The sequence below is a fragment of the Niveispirillum sp. FG156 genome (assembly GCF_057809555.1).
The window spans coordinates 103,151-121,004 of record NZ_JBMDKE010000001.1 but is presented as its reverse complement, the minus strand read 5'-3'; the positions used below and the strand labels follow the sequence as shown (position 1 = coordinate 121,004).

Below are 17,854 nucleotides of genomic sequence, written 5' to 3'. Positions count from 1 at the left end.
CTGACGCTGGGTCCCCGCTTTCGCGGGGATGACTGTTGAAGAAGGGCCAACCCGGTTCTATCAAAACCTGACAGTCTTCAAGACCTAGCCCTCATACCCTTACTCGTAATCCGGAATATCCGGCATCTGCTCCACGTCGGGCTTGCCGTCGCGAATCCAGCCGTCGCGCCGCTGACGGTAGAGGGAGCGCATGGAGGCGTAATAGTCGAAGCTGTTGCGCTTCACATCGTCCAGCGCCTCGATATATTCGGCCCGCGTATCCAGCGCCGTCAGGGTGCCACGGGTCAGCGTGATCCAGTCCTGATCGGTATTGCTGGCATAGTTCGACACTGGATCGGCAAAATATTCACCCACAAAGCCGGTGGCATCGCGCACCGATGACGGGCCCAGCAACGGCAGCACCAGATAAGGCCCCTCCGGAATGCCCCAGACGGCCAGCGTCTGATCCAGGCTCTCATATTCGTAGGGCATGCCATGGTCAGCAGCCACATCCATCAAGCCACCCAGGCCGATGGTCGTGTTGATGGTGAAGCGGCGCAGGACATCGCCCGCCCCATGCCAGTCACCCTGCAAAAGCTGGTTGGTCAGATCCAGGGGTGAACGCAGATTGCGCAGGACATTGCGCACGCCCTTCTGCACAGGCGTCGGCAGGACCGTACGGTAGACCTTCGCCGCCGGGCGGATGATCACGACATCCAGCCCCTCATTGACCCAGAAGATGGCCCGGTTCACCGGCTCCAGCGGGTCATTCACATCCTCGGCCGGACCGGCGGCGACCAGGGCCGCATTATCCACGTTCAGCGCGGGCGACGGCGCCGCCGCATTATCCTGCGCCGCAACCGGCACAGCCGTAACAGCAAGGGCCAGCGCGGTGGCCAGCGCGGTGCGGTGCAGCAGATGGGTGGCGGACAAACGCGACATGGGCAGGGCCTCAACAGCAACGGATATTCGGCGGACGGCACGCGAACCTTGTTCATGTAGGCCGCATCCGTCCCCCGTAAAGTGATCACAGTCACAGGACAGGGCGCCATTGCCAACGCTGCAATTCGTCTATCCCGTCATGCATGGCCTATGCGGATGGGCGGCCTGCTGCTAAATGGGCAGGGCATACCCATTTCAGACAGCTCGACACGTGGCCCGCAAGACGTTCCGTTCCCCCCTTAAATCCTGGTTCGGCGATGACCGCCTGCGCCGTCTGTTCGCCAATGCCGGTATCCTGCTGGGTGGCAAGACGGTGAACGCCATTGCCGGCTTGGCAGGTCTGGCCATCGCGGCGCGCGCGCTGGGCGTGGAACAGTTCGGCATTCTGGTCCTGATCCATACCTTCACCCAGACCATCGGTGAGATCGCGAAATTCCAGAGCTGGCAGGCCGTCCTGCGCTATGGCACGCCCGCTCTGAACGAGGGACGGATCGGCGACTTCCAGCGTCTGCTGCGCTTCACGGCCCATCTGGACGGGTGGAGTGCCGTGGCCGGCACCTTCCTGTCGGTGGCCGTCGCCTGGGCGCTGGGGCCTTCCTTCGACTGGCCGGCGGACCTGATGCCTGCTGCCCTGATCTATGTCACCTCGGTCCTGTTCATGGTGCAGGCCACGCCCACGGGCATCCTGCGCCTGATCGACCGGTTCGACATCCTGTCGGTGCAAAGCACGCTGGGCGCCATCATCCGCATGGTGGGCGGCGGCATTGCCTGGTTCGTGGGCGGCGGCATCGTGGCCTTCCTGGTGGCCTGGTACGTCGCCACCGCCGTCGCCGGCATCTATCTGATTGCCAAGGGCTGGTCGGAACTGCGCAAGCGTGGCCTGCTGGACGGGTATAGCTGGCGCGGCGATGGCAAGCCGATGACGCATGGATTCGATGGGGTGTGGAGCTTCGTCTGGTCCACGAACCTCTCCTCCACCCTGGAACTGGCCTATACCCATATCGGCACGCTGGCCGTCGGCTGGATGCTGGGCCCGCGCGACGCCGCCCTGTTCCGCATCGCCCGGCAATTGGGAGAGGCGCTGGCCAAGCCGGCAAAGCTGCTGATCCCCGCCATTTATCCGGAACTGTCGCGCATGATCGAGGCGCGGCAGTTCGGGGAGATGCGGTCCCTGATCCAGCGTTCGGCCCTGCTGGCGGGGGCCGGCGCCCTGCTGGCGCTGGTCATCTGCTGGTTCATTGGGGAAATCGGCCTGCGCCTGATCGTGGGGGAGGAGTTCGTACCCGCCTGGCCCGTCATGATGTGGCTGGTGGCCGCCGCCGTGGTCGGCATCTGGTCCTTCCCGCTGGAACCCGTCATGGTTTCGGCGGGTGAGGCGCACAAGGCGCTGATGGTGCGCATCTGGACCACGACGCTCTATATCCCGATCCTTCTGGCCTGTATCCACTGGTTTGGCTTGATTGGCGCCGGCTGGGCCCGCATGTTCTCCGCAATCCTGGTGCTTGTCGCGTTTCTGGTGCCCGTGGTGCACTGGTTCCGGCAGCGGATGGCGGAGGAGCGGAACAGGGCATGAGGATCGGGTTTCTCTACAACAGTCAGAGCCACCAGATCCTGCATTCCCTGCCCATGGCCCTGGAACTGTCCATCCTCCGGTCGGACTGGCAGGTCGATATCCTGGCCCCCAGCCAGGGCCACCTGGACTATGTCCAGCAGTTCATCCCGCTTTATCCCGGCGCAAGTGTCAGCCTGCGCCTGATGCCGCAGCCGCTGGGCATTCGCCTCTACCGGCGTTTCCGCGCCTTGCCGGTGCCGCCCAAGGCCTGGTCGCTGTTCCATAACCGCCGGCTGCTGAATACCTATGACGCGCTGGTGTCGACGGACAAGACCAGCCTCCTGCTGCGCCGGTTCGGCGTCAGTCGGCCCAAATTCATCAATACCGAACATGGCGCTGGTGACCGGGACGTCACCTTTGACCCCCGCGTTGCCAAGTTCGACTTCAACCTGATCCCCAGCCCGAAAAGCGCGCAACGCCTCGTGGAGGCGGGATATCTGACGGCGAACCGCTATGCGGTTTCCGCCTATACGAAGTTCGACGCGGTCAACCGGCTGGCGGGCAAACGCCCCCCCCTGTTCGGCAATGGCCGGCCCACCATCCTCTACAACCCGCATTTCTCTACAACGCTGGGGTCCTGGCCACGCTTTGGCATGATGATTCTGGAGATCATGGCCCGCCAGGACCGCTACAACCTGATTTTCGCGCCCCATATGCGGCTGTACGACCCGGTGACACCGGCCAAGCTGGCAGCGTTTGAGCGATTCAGGGGGCTGGATCATATCCGCATTGATCTGGGCAGCGATGCCAGTTGCGACATGACCTACACGATGGCAGCAGACCTCTATCTGGGCGATGTCAGCAGCCAAGTCTATGAGTTCCTGTGCAAACCGCGTCCATGCGTGTTCCTGAACGCGCATGCCGTCGCTTGGCGGGACAACGCCAATTACCGGTTCTGGACCTTCGGACCTGTGCTGGACACGGCTGATGATCTGCTGCTCCATCTGGATGATGCCATTGCCAGCCACCTGCAATGGCGGGCCGTACAGGAACAGGCTTTTGCGGCGAATTTCGACCTGTCGGTGAATAATCCAGGGCAGCATAATGCGACGCTGCTGGCGGAATGGCTGTCCCGCTCCATTTGACAGGTGGCAAGGGTGCCCCTACATCCGCGCTGATTGCCCGAAACCTCCCGCTCTGGTATGAGCCGGCATGGACAGGCCTCCCTATGTTGGGGGCACGCTTTTGCCGCTGCACGCTGTGAACGGCATTCAATCCTCTGGTTCGGGCCCCGCGCCCCCTTGTTCGGAACAGTACGCCATGGTCAGCCCCACCCCTTCCAAGCATGCGCTCGCCTCCCGCCTGGCCGATTTCGCCACGGTGCCGGAAGCGATTGAATACGCGTCGCGCGGGGAGACCGGCCTGAATTTCTACTCCGGCAAGGGCGAACTGACGGAGGCGCTGCCCTATGCCCAGATGTATGAACAGGGCGTGGCGCTGGCCCGGAAGATGCTGGCCAAGGGGCTAGTGAAGGGCGACCACGTCGCCATCATCGCCGAAAGCGATGGCGACTTCATGCGCGCCTTCACGGCGTGCCAGTTTGCAGGCCTCGTCCCCGCCCCCCTGCCCCTGCCGGCGGCGTTCGGTGGCAAGGATGCCTATATCGAGCATATCCGCCGCATGATGCAGGGGGCCGATGCCGCCGCCGTTCTGTCGCCCGCCTCGCTGGCCGATTGGGTGAAGGCCGCCGCCGATGGCCTGAACATGAAGGCTGTGGGCACGCTGTCCGTGTTCGATGATGTCGACGGTGCGGGGATCGAGCTGCCGACCGTTGGCCCCGACGATCTCTGCTACCTGCAATTCTCCTCGGGCAGCACACGTTTCCCCCTGGGCGTGGCCGTGACGCAGCGTGCGCTGATGGCCAATGCCTACGCGATCACCCATCATGGCTTGAAGATCACGGCGGCTGACCGCTGTGTTTCCTGGCTGCCGCTCTATCACGATATGGGGCTGGTCGGGTTCCTGCTGACCCCGCTGGTCTGTCAGGTTTCCATCGACTATCTGCCGACCCGCGAATTCGCCCGCCGTCCACTGCTGTGGCTGAACCTGATCACCCGCAATGGCGGTACGCTCTCCTACAGCCCCAGCTTCGGGTACGAGCTTGCGGCCCGGCGCGCGGAGACGGCGTCCACCGAAGGCATCGACCTGTCCACCTGGCGCGGGGCCGGCATCGGCGGCGACATGGTGCGCCCGCGCGTGCTGCGCAAGTTTGCGGAAACCTTCGCCCCGCGTGGGTTCAGCGCCGGTGCGCTGGTCCCCTCCTACGGCATGGCAGAAGCATCACTGGCCCTGTCCTTCGCGCCGCTGGGCGTGGGGCTGGTCACCGACCGTGTTGATCTGGACCGGCTGGAAGGTGACGCGGTCGCCGTGCCGCCTGGCCCGGGGACGGAGCGCGAGCGGGAATTCGTGCTGAATGGCCCCATGCTGCCGGGCCACGCCATTGAGGTGCGCGATCCTGATGGCAAGGTGCTGGGTGAAAAGCAGGTGGGCCGCCTGTTCGCCCGTGGCCCCTCCCTGATGCGCGAATATTTCAACCGGCCGGAGGAAACGGCGGCGGTGCTGTCCGCCGATGGCTGGCTGGATACGGGCGACCTTGGCTATCTCTGCGAAGGGCAGATCGTCATCACGGGCCGGGCCAAGGATTTGATCCTGGTCAATGGCCGCAACATCTGGCCGCAGGACCTGGAATGGTCCGCCGAACATTCAATCGAGTCCCTGCGTAGCGGCGACGTCGTCGCCTTCTCCGTCGATGGTGATGGCGGGGAACAGGTGGTGGTGCTGGTGCAGTGCCGCCCGACGCAGGACGAGGCCCGCGCCGCCCTGGCAGCCCAGGTGCAGGGCGTGCTGCGCGCCGCCCACGGGCTGGAGGTAAAGGTGGTGCTGGTCCCCACCCACTCCCTGCCCCAGACCTCTTCCGGCAAGCTGTCGCGCACCAAGGCCAAGCAGATGCTGCTGGCTGGTGAGTTCGGCGCCAACGCGCTGCTGTCCGCCTGATCATGAAGGTCGCCGCCATCACGGGTGGCACGGGCTTTCTGGGCCGCTATATCGTGGCGGCCCTGCACCGCGCCGGCTTTGCCGTCCGCATGCTGGTGCGTCAGGACCCGGTGCATCCGCTGCTGGCCGATGTCCGGCCCGAACTGGTGCTGGGCGATCTACGCGATGACGCGGCCCTGGCCAGACTTGTCACGGGTGCCGATGTCGTCATCCATGGCGCCGGCCTGATCAAGGCCAGGGACCGGGCACAGTTCTTTGCCGTAAACGAGGGCGGTTCGGCTTCCATCGGTCGCGCCGTCGCCACCCACGCACCCCGCGCCCGCCTGCTGCTGATCTCCAGCCAGGCCGCGACCCAGCCGCACCTGTCCCATTATGCCGCCAGCAAGCGGGCGGGAGAGGTGGCGGCAATGGCGGCCTATGGCGGCGCCGACTGGTGCATCATCCGCCCGCCCGCCATCTATGGCCCCTGGGACCGCGAAACTCTGTCGCTGTTCAAGGCGGCAGCGGGACCTGTCGTGCCTGTGCTGGGCGGGCCGGAAGCGAGGTTGGCCATGGTACAGGTGGCAGATGCCGCCGATGCCATCGCCGCTCTGGCCAAACCCGGCGGGCCGCAGGGACAGGAATATGCCCTGTGTGACGGGGTGACCGCCGGCTATGACTGGACCACGCTGTTGGATTGCGCCGCCGATGCGGTGGGCCGTCGCGCGGCCCGTATCCAGGTCCCTGTCCCGGTCCTGCGGGCCATCGGACTGGCCGGCAGTCTCACCGCCGCCGTGACGGGCAAGGCCGTGATGCTGACATACCCCAAGACGCGGGAAATCACCCATCCCGACTGGTCTGTCGCGTCGCAGCAAATGCCGCCTGAATCGCTGTGGAAACCCCGCGTCGGGCTGCGCGAAGGGTTCGCGGGTGCGGCAAAATGGTATCGAGAGCATCGCTGGCTATAGCGAATTGAACAAAGTTCGCTGCAAACTGTTGCGAAATTACCCTGCGCTGTGTCATCTGTCACAGGTGTTCCATGCGTTTTGTGGTTTGCTCTTGCATCCTTCGGCGTTGCAATTACCTTACCGGAAAGTGACGCTTTTTAGGATTGAGGCCGGGGGGCACCGGCCTATTCGCCACTGCAACAACCTAGTCTGACAGATTTCCGGGGCGCTTTAATGACTACCGACGTCAACGACATCGTCGAAACCATCATCGCCGCCCTGGTCAAGACCTTGCCAACGCCGGTCACCGTTACGACGGAGACCAGCATCACGCGTGATCTCGGCCTGGATAGCCTGGCCGTCATGGATTTCGTGATGGTGCTCGAGGATAAGTTCGACGTCTCGATCCCGATGGAACGGATCGCGGAGGTTGAAACCATCGGCGACCTGGCCAGGACCATATCGGAACTCCGGGGGCACGCCTGAGAAATGACGATCCTTGCCAAGTACACCAAGCTCCGCGAGCATTATCACCGCATTGCCGGCGCCGGCCGTGACCCGTTCACGGTAAAGTTCGATGCCATGCTCTCCCCCACGGAGGGCATGCTGAACGGTCGCCGCACGATCCTGCTCGGCACCAACAACTATCTGGGCCTGACCTTCGACCAGAGCTGCATCGACAAGGGCGTCGAAGCGCTGAAGTCGTTTGGCACGGGCACCACCGGCTCGCGCATCGCCAATGGCAGCTACGATGGCCATGCGGCGCTGGAGCGGGAACTGGCAACGTTCTATGGCCGTGAAAACTGCATGGTCTTCACGACCGGCTATCAGGCGAACCTGGGCATCATCTCCACCCTGGTGGGCAAGGATGACCTGCTGTTCCTGGATAGCGACAGCCATGCCAGCATCTATGACGCGGCCAAGATGACCCCGGCCCAGGTCATCCGCTTCCGTCACAACGACCCGGAAGACCTGAACAAACGTCTGCGCCGCGTCGCCGATCATCCCGGCAACAAGCTGGTGGTGGTCGAAGGCATCTATTCGATGCTGGGCGATGTCGCCCCGCTGAAGGAATTCGCTCAGGTCAAGCGCGAGAATGGCGTCTACCTGCTGGTGGACGAGGCCCATTCCATGGGCGTGCTGGGTGATACGGGCCGTGGTCTGGCGCAGGAAGTGGGCGTTGAGGATGATGTCGACTTCATCGTCGGCACCTTCTCCAAGAGCCTGGGCGCCGTCGGCGGCTTCTGCGTCTCCGACCTGCCGGACTTTGACGTGCTGCGGGTCGCCTGCCGCCCGTACATGTTCACGGCCTCCCTGCCGCCGTCGGTCATCGCCACCTGCCTGCGCTCGCTGGAGCGGATGCAGGAGGAGCCGGGCCTGCGCACCAAGCTGATGGCCAATTCCAAGCGCCTGTATGAGGGCCTGCGGAACAAGGGCTTCCAGGTCGGTCCCGACGTGAACCCCATCGTGGCGGTTTCCCTGCCCTCGATTGAGCTGGCGATCACTTTCTGGAACCGTCTGCTGGAAGAGGGTCTGTATCTGAACCTCGCCCTGCCGCCGGCCACGCCCAACAGCCAGTCCCTGCTGCGCACCAGCGTCAGCGCCGCCCACACGACCAAGCAGATCGATACCGCGATTGAGCTGTTCGGCAAGGTGGCCCGTCAGTTGAACGTGCAGCCGGCCCTGGTACAGACCGCCGCCGAGTAAGGCCGCGCGATATCTACCGGAAAAGAAAGCCCCGCAGGATCATGCCTGCGGGGCTTTTTTTATGCCCATCCCATGGCGGCCAAGGTTTCAGCCATATGCGGCGGGGGTGGCGCGGTCGCAATGATCTCCCCCGCCCCGTCCAAGGACGGAAAGCGGATGGACCGGGCCAGCAGGTGCAGCGGTAACGGCGGCGGCATCTCCGCCCCATAGATGCGATCCCCCAGGATCGGCATGGCCATGTAGGCGCAATGGGCGCGCAACTGATGCATGCGCCCCGTCCGGGGATAGAGCTCCATATGGGACAGGCCGTCGGACTGTGCCAGCCGTTTCCAGCGTGTCAGGGCGGGCTTGGCCGCCACATCCACCACCATCTTGGACGTGCCGGGCACCCGGACCTTCCCCAGCGGCAGGTCGATCACCCCTTCCACCACCGTCGGCCCACCCATCGTGACCGCCCAATAGGTCTTCCGGACCCGCCCATCCAGGAACATGGCGCCCAGCCGCGCCGCCGCCTCCACATCGCGGGCAAGGACCAGGCAACCCGCCGTCTCCTTGTCCAGCCGGTGGGCCAGACGCGGCGGCTCCGGCCGGTCCCCCTGGATCAGGGGCAGGTACAGCTCCAGATGGTCGGTGCATTTGGTCCCGTAATGGACCTGCAGCCCATAGGGCTTGTTCAGGATGATGACGCGTTCATCCTCGTACAGCACCCGTTCGCGCATTTCCTGCGCTGTGTAAGACATTCGCCCGCTCCGTCCGTCGCCGCCCTGTCATAGCGTGCTGTCGCGTCGCAGGCCACATGCCTTGACAGAAGGCCCGTCTGCGCGCATTGCAGCGCGCATGTGGGGATGGGATTTACAATCAGCCATACAGGGCATCGGTCGTATCGGGCGGACAATGGCCGCCTGGACCCTGTTCTGCGCCCTGCTGCTGCGGGCGATGCTGCCCCCTGGCTATATGCCCGACCTGTCGGCCTTGGGCGAGGGCGGCTTGCCCCTGATCATCTGTACGGGTGCCGCACAGGATGTGACGCTGCTGCTGGATGCTGACGGCAAGCCGGTGAAGACCAGCGATATGCCGGCGCCCAGCGACGTCCCCTGCCTGTTCGCCCTGCTGGCCGCCCTGCCGGTGCCGTTGCTGCTGGCCTTGTCGCTGCTGGTGCCGCTCTGGCCCCGGCAGACCATCCTGTGGCGCCCCTCACCCGGCTGCACGCAATGGCCGGCCTATCTGCGCCTTCCGGGCGATACCCCGCCCCGCGCCCCACCCGCCTTCATCTGATTGCCAAATCCTGAACCGGTCGCGCCCGTCGCGGCCCCAGAAGATTTGCGTCCGGCCATCCCATGAGCGGTGCCGGGCCGATGATGAAGGAAGTTTCCCTATGTCGCGTTCGTTCCTGCTGGCCGGCGCCTGCCTGCCCGCCCTGTGCCTGTCCCTGCCCGCCACCGCCGAGATGGCCGCCGATCCCGCCAGCGTGGTGGAAGTGGTTGGTCAGCGTCAGGGCAGCGCCACCGCCCCGTCCGTTGACGAAGCCCGCAAACAGATCAACAAGGTTGCCGGCGGCGTCGATCTGGTCACGGCGGAAGAGTTTCGTAACAAGTATGCCCTGAACCTGAAGGACATGCTGTCCGGCACGCCCGGCGTCTATGCCCAGCAGCGCTTTGCCGAGGAAGTCCGCATTTCCATCCGGGGTTCTGGATTGTCACGCAGTTTCCATATGCGCGGCCTGTCGCTACTAATCGACGGGGTGCCGGTCAATCTGGCCGACGGCAGCACCGATTTCCAGGAAATCGACCCCCGCCAGGCCCGCTATGTTGAGGTGTTCAAGGGCGGCAATGCCCTGCGTTACGGTGCCGCCAGCCTGGGCGGGGCCATCAATGTCGTCACACCCACGGGCCGCACGGCCAGCAGCGCCAACAGTATCGCCATCGATGGCGGCAGCTTCGGCACCATCCGCCTTGCCGGCACGGCGTCCGCCGCCGGTGAGACGCTGGACGGCTATGTCAGCATCAATGGCATCCAGTCCGACGGCTATCGCCAGCAGACGGCACAGCAGACAGCGCGGCTGGCCGGCAATGTCGGCATCAAACTGACCGACAGTGCCGAAACCCGCTTCTACCTGTCGGCCAACCATATCCAGCAGGAAGTGCCCGGCACGGTCAGCCGCGCCTCGGCCCTGGATACGCCGCGTCTGGCCCCGGCCATCAATAACCAGAATGACTATGCCCGCGACATCAACTCCGTCCGCCTGTCCAACCGGACCAGCATCCTGCTGGGTGACGAGGCGCAGCTGGATGTCGGCGGCTTCCTGAATGTGAAGTCGCTGTTCCACCCGATCTTCCAGGTGGTGGACCAGGACAGCCAGGATGTCGGCAGCTTCATCCGTTATACCGATGTCGGCCAGATCGGCGGTCTGCGGCACGAACTGGTGGTGGGGCTGCAGGGCCGCTACGGCCATGTCAACGCGCTTCAATATGTGAATGTACGCGGCAGCCGGGGGGCAAAGACCGCCGATGGCGACCAGTATGCGAGCCAAGCCGAAGCCTATGCCGAAAGCCGCACCTCGCTGACGCCGGACCTGACGCTTGTCGCCGGCCTGCAATGGATGGCCGCCACGCGGGAGCTGGATAACAACCTGAACCCCACCCAGGACGCGGATAAGAGCTTCCATGCCCTGAACCCCAAGCTGGGCCTGCTTTATCAGGTGGATGGCGGCACCCAGCTTTATGCCAATATCTCCCGCGCGGAGGAGGCGCCCACCTTCTCCGAACTGGTGCAGGCACCGGTACCGCGCTTTGTACCGCTGGCGTCGCAGAAGGCCTGGACGGCGGAGGTCGGAACGCGCGGGCAGTCGGGCATCTTCACCTGGGATATCGGTCTCTACCGGTCCTGGCTGCAGGGCGAGTATCTGCAATTCACCGTCAATCCCACCATCCCCGCCGGCACCTTCAATGCCGACAAGACCATCCATCAGGGGATCGAGGCCGGGCTGGACGTGACCATCGCGGACACGCTGTTCGCGTCGGGCGCCGGCAGCATCGTGTTCAGCCAGACCTATATGCTGAACGATTTCTACTTTGACGGCGACGCGCAGTTCGGTGGCAATGATCTGGCTGGCGCGCCGCGTCATCTCTATCAAGGCGGCCTGATCCTGAAGGATGGCGATGCCTGGCAGGTCGGGGCCACTGTTGAATGGGCACCGGATGGGGCCTGGATCGACTATGCCAACAGCCTGAAGGCCCCCGGCTACGACATCTGGTCCGTCAATGGCAGCGTGCAGCTGGCCAAGGGTCTTCGCGCCTATGCCGAGGCGCGGAACATCTTCAAGACCCGCTATATCTCATCCATCAGCACCATCGCCAATGCGCGGGCGACGGGTGCCAACCTCAATGTCTATTATCCCGGCGAGGGTCGTTCGCTCTATGCCGGCCTGAAGGCGGAGTTCTGAGCGAGCCGGCGGTGAAGGGCGCCCTGAATTCAGAGATGAAGACAGGGGCGCTCCGAACCGCCGGACACGCCCCCGTGCAACAGGATGAAACAGAAAACACACCTGCGTTTCACCGGTGCCGCCTTTTGAAGGGCGACAGCCGGCTGCTTCTGCCGTGGCAAGACACAGGTGTGGCGTTGATCGAAAGACAATAGCAGAACAGGGCCGAAAAGTCAGCAATACCGGCCCCGTATGCACCCTTACCCCAGCGCCAGCCGGGTGAACAACAATTGTGCCGGCTGGCCCTGCCCCTGCCAGACGATGGCATATTGGCCCAACATTTCCGCCAGTTGCAAGGCGTCGAACGGGGCCAGATCGAAGATCGCCACACCCTTCTCCACCGGCCAATCCTTGGTCGCGGGGCGCAGTTCCGCCGGCAGATAATCCAGATCCTCATCCTCCAGGATGTCGATCAGGCGGGCATGGGCGGCGTCATTGGCGGCCTGGGTGGCCGGTTTGCTTTTCGGGTTCCAGGCGGTGACGAACACGATTTCCGCCGCCCCGCGATTTTCCAGCAGGCTATCGACTTCCTTGCCGTCCGCCATGATGCGGGCGGTGGCGGTGCGCTTGCCGTCCAGCGCGACGTAGCTGGTCTGCTGATAGGCGCTCAAGAGCTTAGGATCAAAGCCGGTCATGCGAAATCCCCAACGGTATGGGCATGGTTCAGGGGGCCGTGGCCATGGCCGAAGCCCGGCGCGGTACGGATGGCAATATCGACATAGCGGCGGGCGCGGGCCACCGCGTCCACCACCGACAGACCCTGCGCCAGGCCCGTCGCGATGGCGGATGACAGGGTGCAGCCGGTACCGTGCGTATGCCGCGTTTCCACCCGTTCGCCGGTGAAGGCCTGCTCGCCATCGCGGGTGACCAGAAGGTCGGTCAGGACCGGCCCATCCATATGCCCGCCCTTCATCAACACGGCCTTGGCGCCATAGTTCAGCAACGCATGCCCCGCACGACGCATGTCATCGACGGTGCGGATATCGATGCCGGTCATGGCCTCAGCCTCCGGCACATTGGGCGTGACGATGGTGGCCAGCGGCAGCAGGCGACGGATCAGGGCGCCCGTGGCGCTTTCATCCAGCAACCGGTGTCCGCCCTTGGCCACCATCACCGGGTCCGCGACAAGGGCGACGCCGGGTGCCGCATGGGCCAGCGTGTCGGCCACGGCATTGATGATATCTGCCGTCGCCAGCATGCCGATCTTCACGGCATCGGCCCCGATATCGGCCAGGACCAGACGCATCTGCTGTACCAGGAAATCAATGGGCACGGGCAGGACGCCGTGGACACCATTGGTGTCCTGCGCCGTCAGGGCCGTGATCGCCGTCATGGCATAGCCATTGAGCGCCGTCACCGTCTTGATATCGGCCTGGATACCGGCCCCACCACCCGAATCCGACCCGGCAATGATCAGAACGCGTCCCTTCATGGCTTTACTATCCCTTCAAGTTCCCTCAAGCGCCGGGCGCCGCCATCCGGCGGCTTGGCTTGCGGCACCACGGGGTGCCGGGCCGCCAGTCGGCGTCCTGCGGCGGTAGCCGCCGCCTTCACTCCGCCGCCACGGCCTGGGTCACCTGTCGCACCGCGTCACAGATATCATCGACGACGCGGGTCACCAGGGCATCATCCTCCCCCTCCGCCATGACGCGGATCAGGGGCTCGGTGCCCGATTTGCGGATCAGGACACGGCCAACGCCGGCCAGCTTTTCCTCGCCCGCCTTGATGGCGGATTGCACGCTGTCGGCGTCCAGGGGGCGGATGCCGGTGCTGGCATCGTAGCGGACATTCTTCAGCAGCTGCGGCAGCGGCTGGAACACGCGCAGCACGTCAGACGCGGGGCGCCCCGATTGCCGGATGCAGGCCAGCACCTGCAACGCCGCCAGCAAGCCATCGCCCGTGGTGGCGAAGTCCGACAGGACGACATGGCCCGACTGTTCACCGCCGACATTGAAGCCATGCTCACGCATATGCTCCACGACATAGCGGTCGCCCACGGCTGTCCGGGCCAGGGTCAGGCCCAGCTTCTTCAGATGCAGTTCCATGCCCATATTGGACATGACGGTGGCAACCACGCCACCACCACGCAGCCGCCCGGTCTCGGCCCAGCTTTGGCCGATCAGGGCCATGATCTGGTCGCCATCGATCTGCGTGCCCGTCTCGTCGGCCAGGATCAGGCGGTCGGCGTCGCCATCCAGCGCAATGCCCAGATCGGCCTTATGCTCCACCACGGCGGCGCGCATGGAAGCCGGGCTGGTCGCCCCGCACTTGTCATTGATGTTGAAGCCGTTGGGCTGGTTGAACAGGGTCACGACCTCTGCCCCCAGTTCATACAGCACGCGCGGCGCCACCTTGTAGGCGGCGCCATGGGCGCAATCGATGACGATCTTCATGCCATCCAGGCGCAAGGCCCGCGGGAAGCTGCTCTTGACCACCTCGATATAGCGGCCAAAGGCGTCTTCCATGCGCTGCGCCCGGCCCAGGTCGCGCGGGCCGGCCAAATCGGGCGCGAAGGGCAGCGCCATGCGCGCCTCGATCTCCGCCTCGAACTCGTCCGACAGCTTATAACCATCGGGACCGAACAGCTTGATGCCATTATCCTGGAACGGGTTGTGGCTGGCCGACAGCATGACGCCCAGATCGGCGCGCATGGACCGGGTCAGCATGGCCACCGCCGGCGTGGGCAACGGACCAACCAGGATGACATCCATGCCCATGGAGATGAAGCCCGCCGTCAGCGCCGGTTCCAGCATATAGCCCGACAGGCGCGTATCCTTGGCGATCACCACGGTATGGCGATGATCCCCGCGCCGGAAATGCAAGGCGGCGGCCATGGCGGCCTTCAGCGCCGTCTCCGCCGTCATCGGCTCGGTATTGGCGGTACCGCGGATGCCGTCCGTGCCGAACAATTTACGCGACATGTGTCAGTTCCCAGGAATGCCGGCAGCAGGGCCGGTGGAGCAGAATGTTACGAAACCTATATCACGCCGATTGCAGGGCCTGCCACACGGCGACCGCCTGCACCGTTGCGGCCACGTCATGCACGCGCAGGATATGCGCCCCCTGCCCCAGCGTATGCAGCGCCGTGGCAATGGAGCCAGCCACCCGGTCCTTCGGTGCCTCCCCCTTTGACAGGGAAGCGATGAAGCGTTTGCGGCTGACCCCGATCAGGATCGGACAGCCCAGCCCATGCAGGGCGGCGGTGCGGGCCAGCAGGTCGACATTATGGCCCAGGTCCTTGCCGAATCCGATGCCGGGATCGATGGCGATCCGGTCGCGCGCGATCCCCGCCGCCACCGCCGCGTCGATGCGGGCGAACAGCCAATGGAACACCTCGGCGGTGACATCGTCGTAGCGGGGGGCCACCTGCATGGTCTGCGGCTCCCCCTTGATGTGCATCAGGACGACGGGAAGGCCCGTTGCGGCGACAACGGAAAGGCTGTCCGGGTCGCCGGTCAGGGCCGTGACATCATTGATGATCCGCGCGCCCGCAGCCGCCGCCGCCTTCATCACGGCTGCGTGGCGGGTATCGATGGAGATCACGGCCCCTTCCGCAGCCAACGCCCGGATGACGGGCACCACCCGCGCAATCTCCGTCTCCACCGGCACCGGCTCTGCGCCCGGTCGGGTCGACTCGCCACCGATATCCAGGATATCGGCCCCCTCGGCCAGCAGCCGGCGACCATGGGCGATGGCCGCATCAGCCTGGGCATGGTCACCACCGTCGGAGAAGCTGTCGGGCGTGACATTGACGATGCCCATGATAACAGGCCGCGAAAGGTCGAAACCGGCCCAGGGGGCGCGGGCAGCGGTCAGCGGATGGTCGGGGGGCAGCGTGGTGGCGGGAACGATGCCGGCTGGTGTCTCGGCGAGCGCAAAGGCCAACGGACCGCCGGCCAGCGGACGGGCCTGTCCGGTAGCAACGGCGGTGCGGGCGGCGGGGCCGGAGAGGATGGCGAGGGGGCGGTGCATGAGACGTGCTCTTGAGTATGGGGCGCTTTTCGGTTCGATCGGCGTTCCCTCACCCTCCCATCGGCTAACGCCGACGGACCCCTCCCTCTCCCACTTTCGTGGGCGAGGGGAAAAGTTCCGCCCCACGCCCACGAAAGTGGGAGAGGGAGGGGCCCAAGCCGCCAGGCTTGGGAGGGTGAGGGAGCAACCTCCGAGCCGATGAAACCAGCCGCTTGCGAAAACAACAAACCCCCGACGCTCATCACGCCGGGGGTCTGCTCACTCAACCTATCACCGCCCGTTTAAACGCCGGGCTGCGGCTCCGGCTCGATCCCGTCCTTGGCCGACGTGGGAACCGAGGCGCGGCGACCGCTGGAGGTCTTGGGCGGCTCCGGCGCCTGGGGGCGCGGGGCGGGCGGGTCGGTACGCACCACCTGCTCACCGCGCAGGATGGCCTTCACCTCTTCGCCCGACAGCGTCTCAAACTCCAGCAGCGCTTCTGACACCTTGTGCAGATCGTCCAGACGCTCCGTCAGCAGCTTGCGGGCCATGCTCTCGCCCTGCTCGATCAGGCGACGGATTTCCTCGTCGATCAGCTGTGCGGTGGCTTCCGACACGTTCTGCTGCTGTGCCACGGAATGACCCAGGAAGACCTCCTGCTCATTGGCGTTGTAACGCACGCGGCCCAGCTTGTCGGACATGCCATACTCGGCCACCATGGCGCGAGCCCAGCGGGTGGCCTGCTGGATGTCGCTCGACGCGCCGGTGGTCACGTTCTCCGGCCCGAAGATGATCTCTTCGGCCACGCGGCCACCGAACAGTACCGCCAGACGGGATTCCATCTCGCGCTTGGTGTAGTTGGTGCGGTCGCGTTCCGGCAGGTTCATGGTCACACCCAGGGCGCGGCCGCGGGGAATGATCGTGACCTTGTGCAGCGGGTCATATTCCGGCACCCACAGCGACACCAGGGCATGGCCCGCCTCGTGATAGGCGGTCAGCTTCTTTTCCTTCTCCGACATCACCATGGAGCGGCGTTCCGCACCCATCATGACCTTGTCCTTGGCGGATTCGAAATCGGCCATGCCGACGACGCGCTTGCCGGCGCGGGCCGCCAGCAGGGCCGCCTCGTTCACCAGATTGGCAAGGTCAGCACCAGAGAAGCCGGGGGTGCCACGGGCGATCACCTTCGGGTCCACATCCGGCGCCAGCGGCACCTTGCGCATATGGACCTTCACGATCTTCTCACGGCCCAGCACGTCGGGGTTGGGCACAACCACCTGACGGTCGAAGCGGCCGGGACGCAGCAGGGCCGGGTCCAGAACGTCGGGGCGGTTGGTGGCAGCGATCAGGATCACGCCCTCATTCGCCTCGAACCCGTCCATCTCGACCAGCAGCTGGTTCAGCGTCTGCTCACGCTCATCATTGCCGCCGCCTAGGCCGGCGCCACGATGGCGGCCGACGGCGTCGATTTCGTCGATGAAGATGATGCAGGGCGCGTTCTTCTTGCCCTGTTCGAACATGTCGCGGACACGGGAGGCACCGACGCCCACGAACATTTCCACGAAGTCGGAACCGGAGATGGTGAAGAAGGGCACATTGGCCTCACCCGCGACAGCACGTGCCGTCAGGGTCTTACCCGTACCCGGCGGCCCTACCAGCAGCACGCCCTTGGGGATCTTGCCGCCCAGGCGCTGGAATTTCTGCGGGTCTTTCAGGAAGTCGACGACCTCCTCCAGCTCCTGCTTGGCCTCATCAATGCCGGCGACATCGTCAAAGGTGACGCGGCCCACCTTCTCGGTCAGCAGGCGGGCGCGGGACTTGCCAAAGCCCATGGCCTTGCCGCCACCGCCCTGCATCTGACGCATGAAGAACACCCAGACGCCGATCAGCAGCAGCATCGGGAACCAGGACAGCAGGATGGACAGGAGCGAGGGGCCTGTATCCTCCGCCACGACCGACACGCGCACATTCTTGTCAACCAGACGGTCGGCCACGTTGGAACCGGGCGGGGCCGTCACGGAGAAGCTGCGATTGTCATTGGTGGTGGCGGTGATCTGGTCACCCTTGATCGTGACGGACGTCACCGATCCGCGCGACACCTCGGCCAGCAGGTCGCTATAGGCCATGCCGGACTGCGACGAGCGGGTGGAGGAAGTCTGGAACAGGTTGAACAGGGCGATCAACAACACCCCGATCACCAGCCACAGCGCCAGATTCTTACCGAAATTATTCACAGCCCTGACCTTTCATCGACCGCACCCC

At 64.9% G+C, this 17,854-nt stretch carries 15 protein-coding genes; 8 read left to right on the top strand and 7 right to left on the bottom strand.

Annotated elements, in window-relative coordinates; all coding sequences use genetic code 11:
• Window positions 1–99: 99 nt before the first annotated feature.
• Window positions 100–921 (bottom strand): MlaA family lipoprotein, encoded by an 822-nt coding sequence (locus tag ACODSP_RS00615; protein ID WP_102111595.1) that lies wholly within the window; start codon window positions 919–921, stop codon window positions 100–102.
• A gap of 211 nt (window positions 922–1,132) precedes the next feature.
• Between ACODSP_RS00615 and ACODSP_RS00610 the strand changes: the two genes are divergently transcribed.
• The 6 genes from ACODSP_RS00610 to spt all read left to right on the top strand — a co-directional run bounded on the left by ACODSP_RS00610 (window position 1,133) and on the right by spt (window position 8,160).
• A complete protein-coding gene (locus ACODSP_RS00610; protein ID WP_488963699.1) occupies window positions 1,133–2,494 on the top strand; it encodes a lipopolysaccharide biosynthesis protein in 1,362 nt (453 codons plus the stop codon).
• The gene (locus tag ACODSP_RS00605) at window positions 2,491–3,618 is read left to right on the top strand and encodes a hypothetical protein (protein ID WP_488963698.1); all 1,128 of its coding nucleotides are present in this window, start codon (window positions 2,491–2,493) and stop codon (window positions 3,616–3,618) included. Before ACODSP_RS00610 ends, ACODSP_RS00605 begins: the two co-directional genes overlap by 4 nt.
• A 175-nt stretch (window positions 3,619–3,793) precedes the next feature.
• The gene (locus ACODSP_RS00600) at window positions 3,794–5,527 is read left to right on the top strand and encodes a fatty acyl-AMP ligase (RefSeq protein ID WP_488963697.1); all 1,734 of its coding nucleotides are present in this window, start codon (window positions 3,794–3,796) and stop codon (window positions 5,525–5,527) included.
• Between the two features lie 2 nt (window positions 5,528–5,529).
• A complete protein-coding gene (locus ACODSP_RS00595) occupies window positions 5,530–6,474 on the top strand; it encodes an NAD-dependent epimerase/dehydratase family protein (RefSeq protein ID WP_488963696.1) in 945 nt (314 codons plus the stop codon).
• A gap of 213 nt (window positions 6,475–6,687) precedes the next feature.
• Window positions 6,688–6,939, top strand: a complete 252-nt coding sequence (locus ACODSP_RS00590) for an acyl carrier protein (RefSeq protein ID WP_054167148.1) — start codon at window positions 6,688–6,690, stop codon at window positions 6,937–6,939.
• Window positions 6,940–6,942: 3 nt separating this feature from the next.
• Window positions 6,943–8,160, top strand: coding sequence for a serine palmitoyltransferase (gene spt / locus ACODSP_RS00585; RefSeq protein ID WP_488963695.1), 1,218 nt, complete (start codon window positions 6,943–6,945; stop codon window positions 8,158–8,160).
• Between the two features lie 59 nt (window positions 8,161–8,219).
• Here the strand turns inward: spt and ACODSP_RS00580 are convergent, their stop codons facing one another.
• The gene (locus ACODSP_RS00580; RefSeq protein WP_488963694.1) at window positions 8,220–8,900 is read right to left on the bottom strand and encodes an RluA family pseudouridine synthase; all 681 of its coding nucleotides are present in this window, start codon (window positions 8,898–8,900) and stop codon (window positions 8,220–8,222) included.
• Between the two features lie 154 nt (window positions 8,901–9,054).
• Between ACODSP_RS00580 and ACODSP_RS00575 the strand changes: the two genes are divergently transcribed.
• Window positions 9,055–9,435 carry a hypothetical protein gene (locus ACODSP_RS00575; protein WP_488963693.1) on the top strand — a complete coding sequence of 127 codons (381 nt, stop codon included), beginning with the start codon at window positions 9,055–9,057 and terminating at the stop codon, window positions 9,433–9,435.
• A 100-nt stretch (window positions 9,436–9,535) separates the two neighbouring features.
• Window positions 9,536–11,602, top strand: a complete 2,067-nt coding sequence (locus tag ACODSP_RS00570; RefSeq protein ID WP_488963692.1) for a TonB-dependent receptor family protein — start codon at window positions 9,536–9,538, stop codon at window positions 11,600–11,602.
• Between the two features lie 239 nt (window positions 11,603–11,841).
• Here the strand turns inward: ACODSP_RS00570 and ACODSP_RS00565 are convergent, their stop codons facing one another.
• The 5 genes from ACODSP_RS00565 to ftsH all read right to left on the bottom strand — a co-directional run bounded on the left by ACODSP_RS00565 (window position 11,842) and on the right by ftsH (window position 17,826).
• Window positions 11,842–12,276 carry a DUF3293 domain-containing protein gene (locus ACODSP_RS00565; RefSeq protein WP_488963691.1) on the bottom strand — a complete coding sequence of 145 codons (435 nt, stop codon included), beginning with the start codon at window positions 12,274–12,276 and terminating at the stop codon, window positions 11,842–11,844.
• Complete coding sequence (thiD, locus tag ACODSP_RS00560; RefSeq protein WP_488963690.1) at window positions 12,273–13,073, bottom strand: bifunctional hydroxymethylpyrimidine kinase/phosphomethylpyrimidine kinase; 801 nt, start codon at window positions 13,071–13,073, stop codon at window positions 12,273–12,275. Before thiD ends, ACODSP_RS00565 begins: the two co-directional genes overlap by 4 nt.
• 118 nt (window positions 13,074–13,191) lie before the next feature.
• Window positions 13,192–14,562, bottom strand: coding sequence for a phosphoglucosamine mutase (glmM, locus tag ACODSP_RS00555; RefSeq protein ID WP_488963689.1), 1,371 nt, complete (start codon window positions 14,560–14,562; stop codon window positions 13,192–13,194).
• Between the two features lie 61 nt (window positions 14,563–14,623).
• On the bottom strand, window positions 14,624–15,613 hold the full coding sequence (gene folP / locus ACODSP_RS00550) for a dihydropteroate synthase (protein WP_488963688.1): 990 nt from the start codon (window positions 15,611–15,613) through the stop codon (window positions 14,624–14,626).
• A 281-nt stretch (window positions 15,614–15,894) separates the two neighbouring features.
• Window positions 15,895–17,826, bottom strand: coding sequence for an ATP-dependent zinc metalloprotease FtsH (ftsH, locus tag ACODSP_RS00545; RefSeq protein WP_488963687.1), 1,932 nt, complete (start codon window positions 17,824–17,826; stop codon window positions 15,895–15,897).
• Window positions 17,827–17,854: the final 28 nt, after the last annotated feature.

Excerpts from the sequence above, each read along its gene's own strand:
- ACODSP_RS00615 (WP_102111595.1), bottom strand. The coding sequence starts at position 921 with ATGTCGCGTTTGTCCGCCACCCATCTGCTGCACCGCACCGCGCTGGCC.
- ACODSP_RS00605 (WP_488963698.1), top strand. The coding sequence starts at position 2,491 with ATGAGGATCGGGTTTCTCTACAACAGTCAGAGCCACCAGATCCTGCAT.
- ACODSP_RS00600 (WP_488963697.1), top strand. The coding sequence starts at position 3,794 with ATGGTCAGCCCCACCCCTTCCAAGCATGCGCTCGCCTCCCGCCTGGCC.
- ACODSP_RS00595 (WP_488963696.1), top strand. The coding sequence starts at position 5,530 with ATGAAGGTCGCCGCCATCACGGGTGGCACGGGCTTTCTGGGCCGCTAT.
- ACODSP_RS00590 (WP_054167148.1), top strand. The coding sequence starts at position 6,688 with ATGACTACCGACGTCAACGACATCGTCGAAACCATCATCGCCGCCCTG.
- spt (WP_488963695.1), top strand. The coding sequence starts at position 6,943 with ATGACGATCCTTGCCAAGTACACCAAGCTCCGCGAGCATTATCACCGC.
- ACODSP_RS00580 (WP_488963694.1), bottom strand. The coding sequence starts at position 8,900 with ATGTCTTACACAGCGCAGGAAATGCGCGAACGGGTGCTGTACGAGGAT.
- ACODSP_RS00575 (WP_488963693.1), top strand. The coding sequence starts at position 9,055 with ATGGCCGCCTGGACCCTGTTCTGCGCCCTGCTGCTGCGGGCGATGCTG.
- ACODSP_RS00570 (WP_488963692.1), top strand. The coding sequence starts at position 9,536 with ATGTCGCGTTCGTTCCTGCTGGCCGGCGCCTGCCTGCCCGCCCTGTGC.
- ACODSP_RS00565 (WP_488963691.1), bottom strand. The coding sequence starts at position 12,276 with ATGACCGGCTTTGATCCTAAGCTCTTGAGCGCCTATCAGCAGACCAGC.
- thiD (WP_488963690.1), bottom strand. The coding sequence starts at position 13,073 with ATGAAGGGACGCGTTCTGATCATTGCCGGGTCGGATTCGGGTGGTGGG.
- glmM (WP_488963689.1), bottom strand. The coding sequence starts at position 14,562 with ATGTCGCGTAAATTGTTCGGCACGGACGGCATCCGCGGTACCGCCAAT.
- folP (WP_488963688.1), bottom strand. The coding sequence starts at position 15,613 with ATGCACCGCCCCCTCGCCATCCTCTCCGGCCCCGCCGCCCGCACCGCC.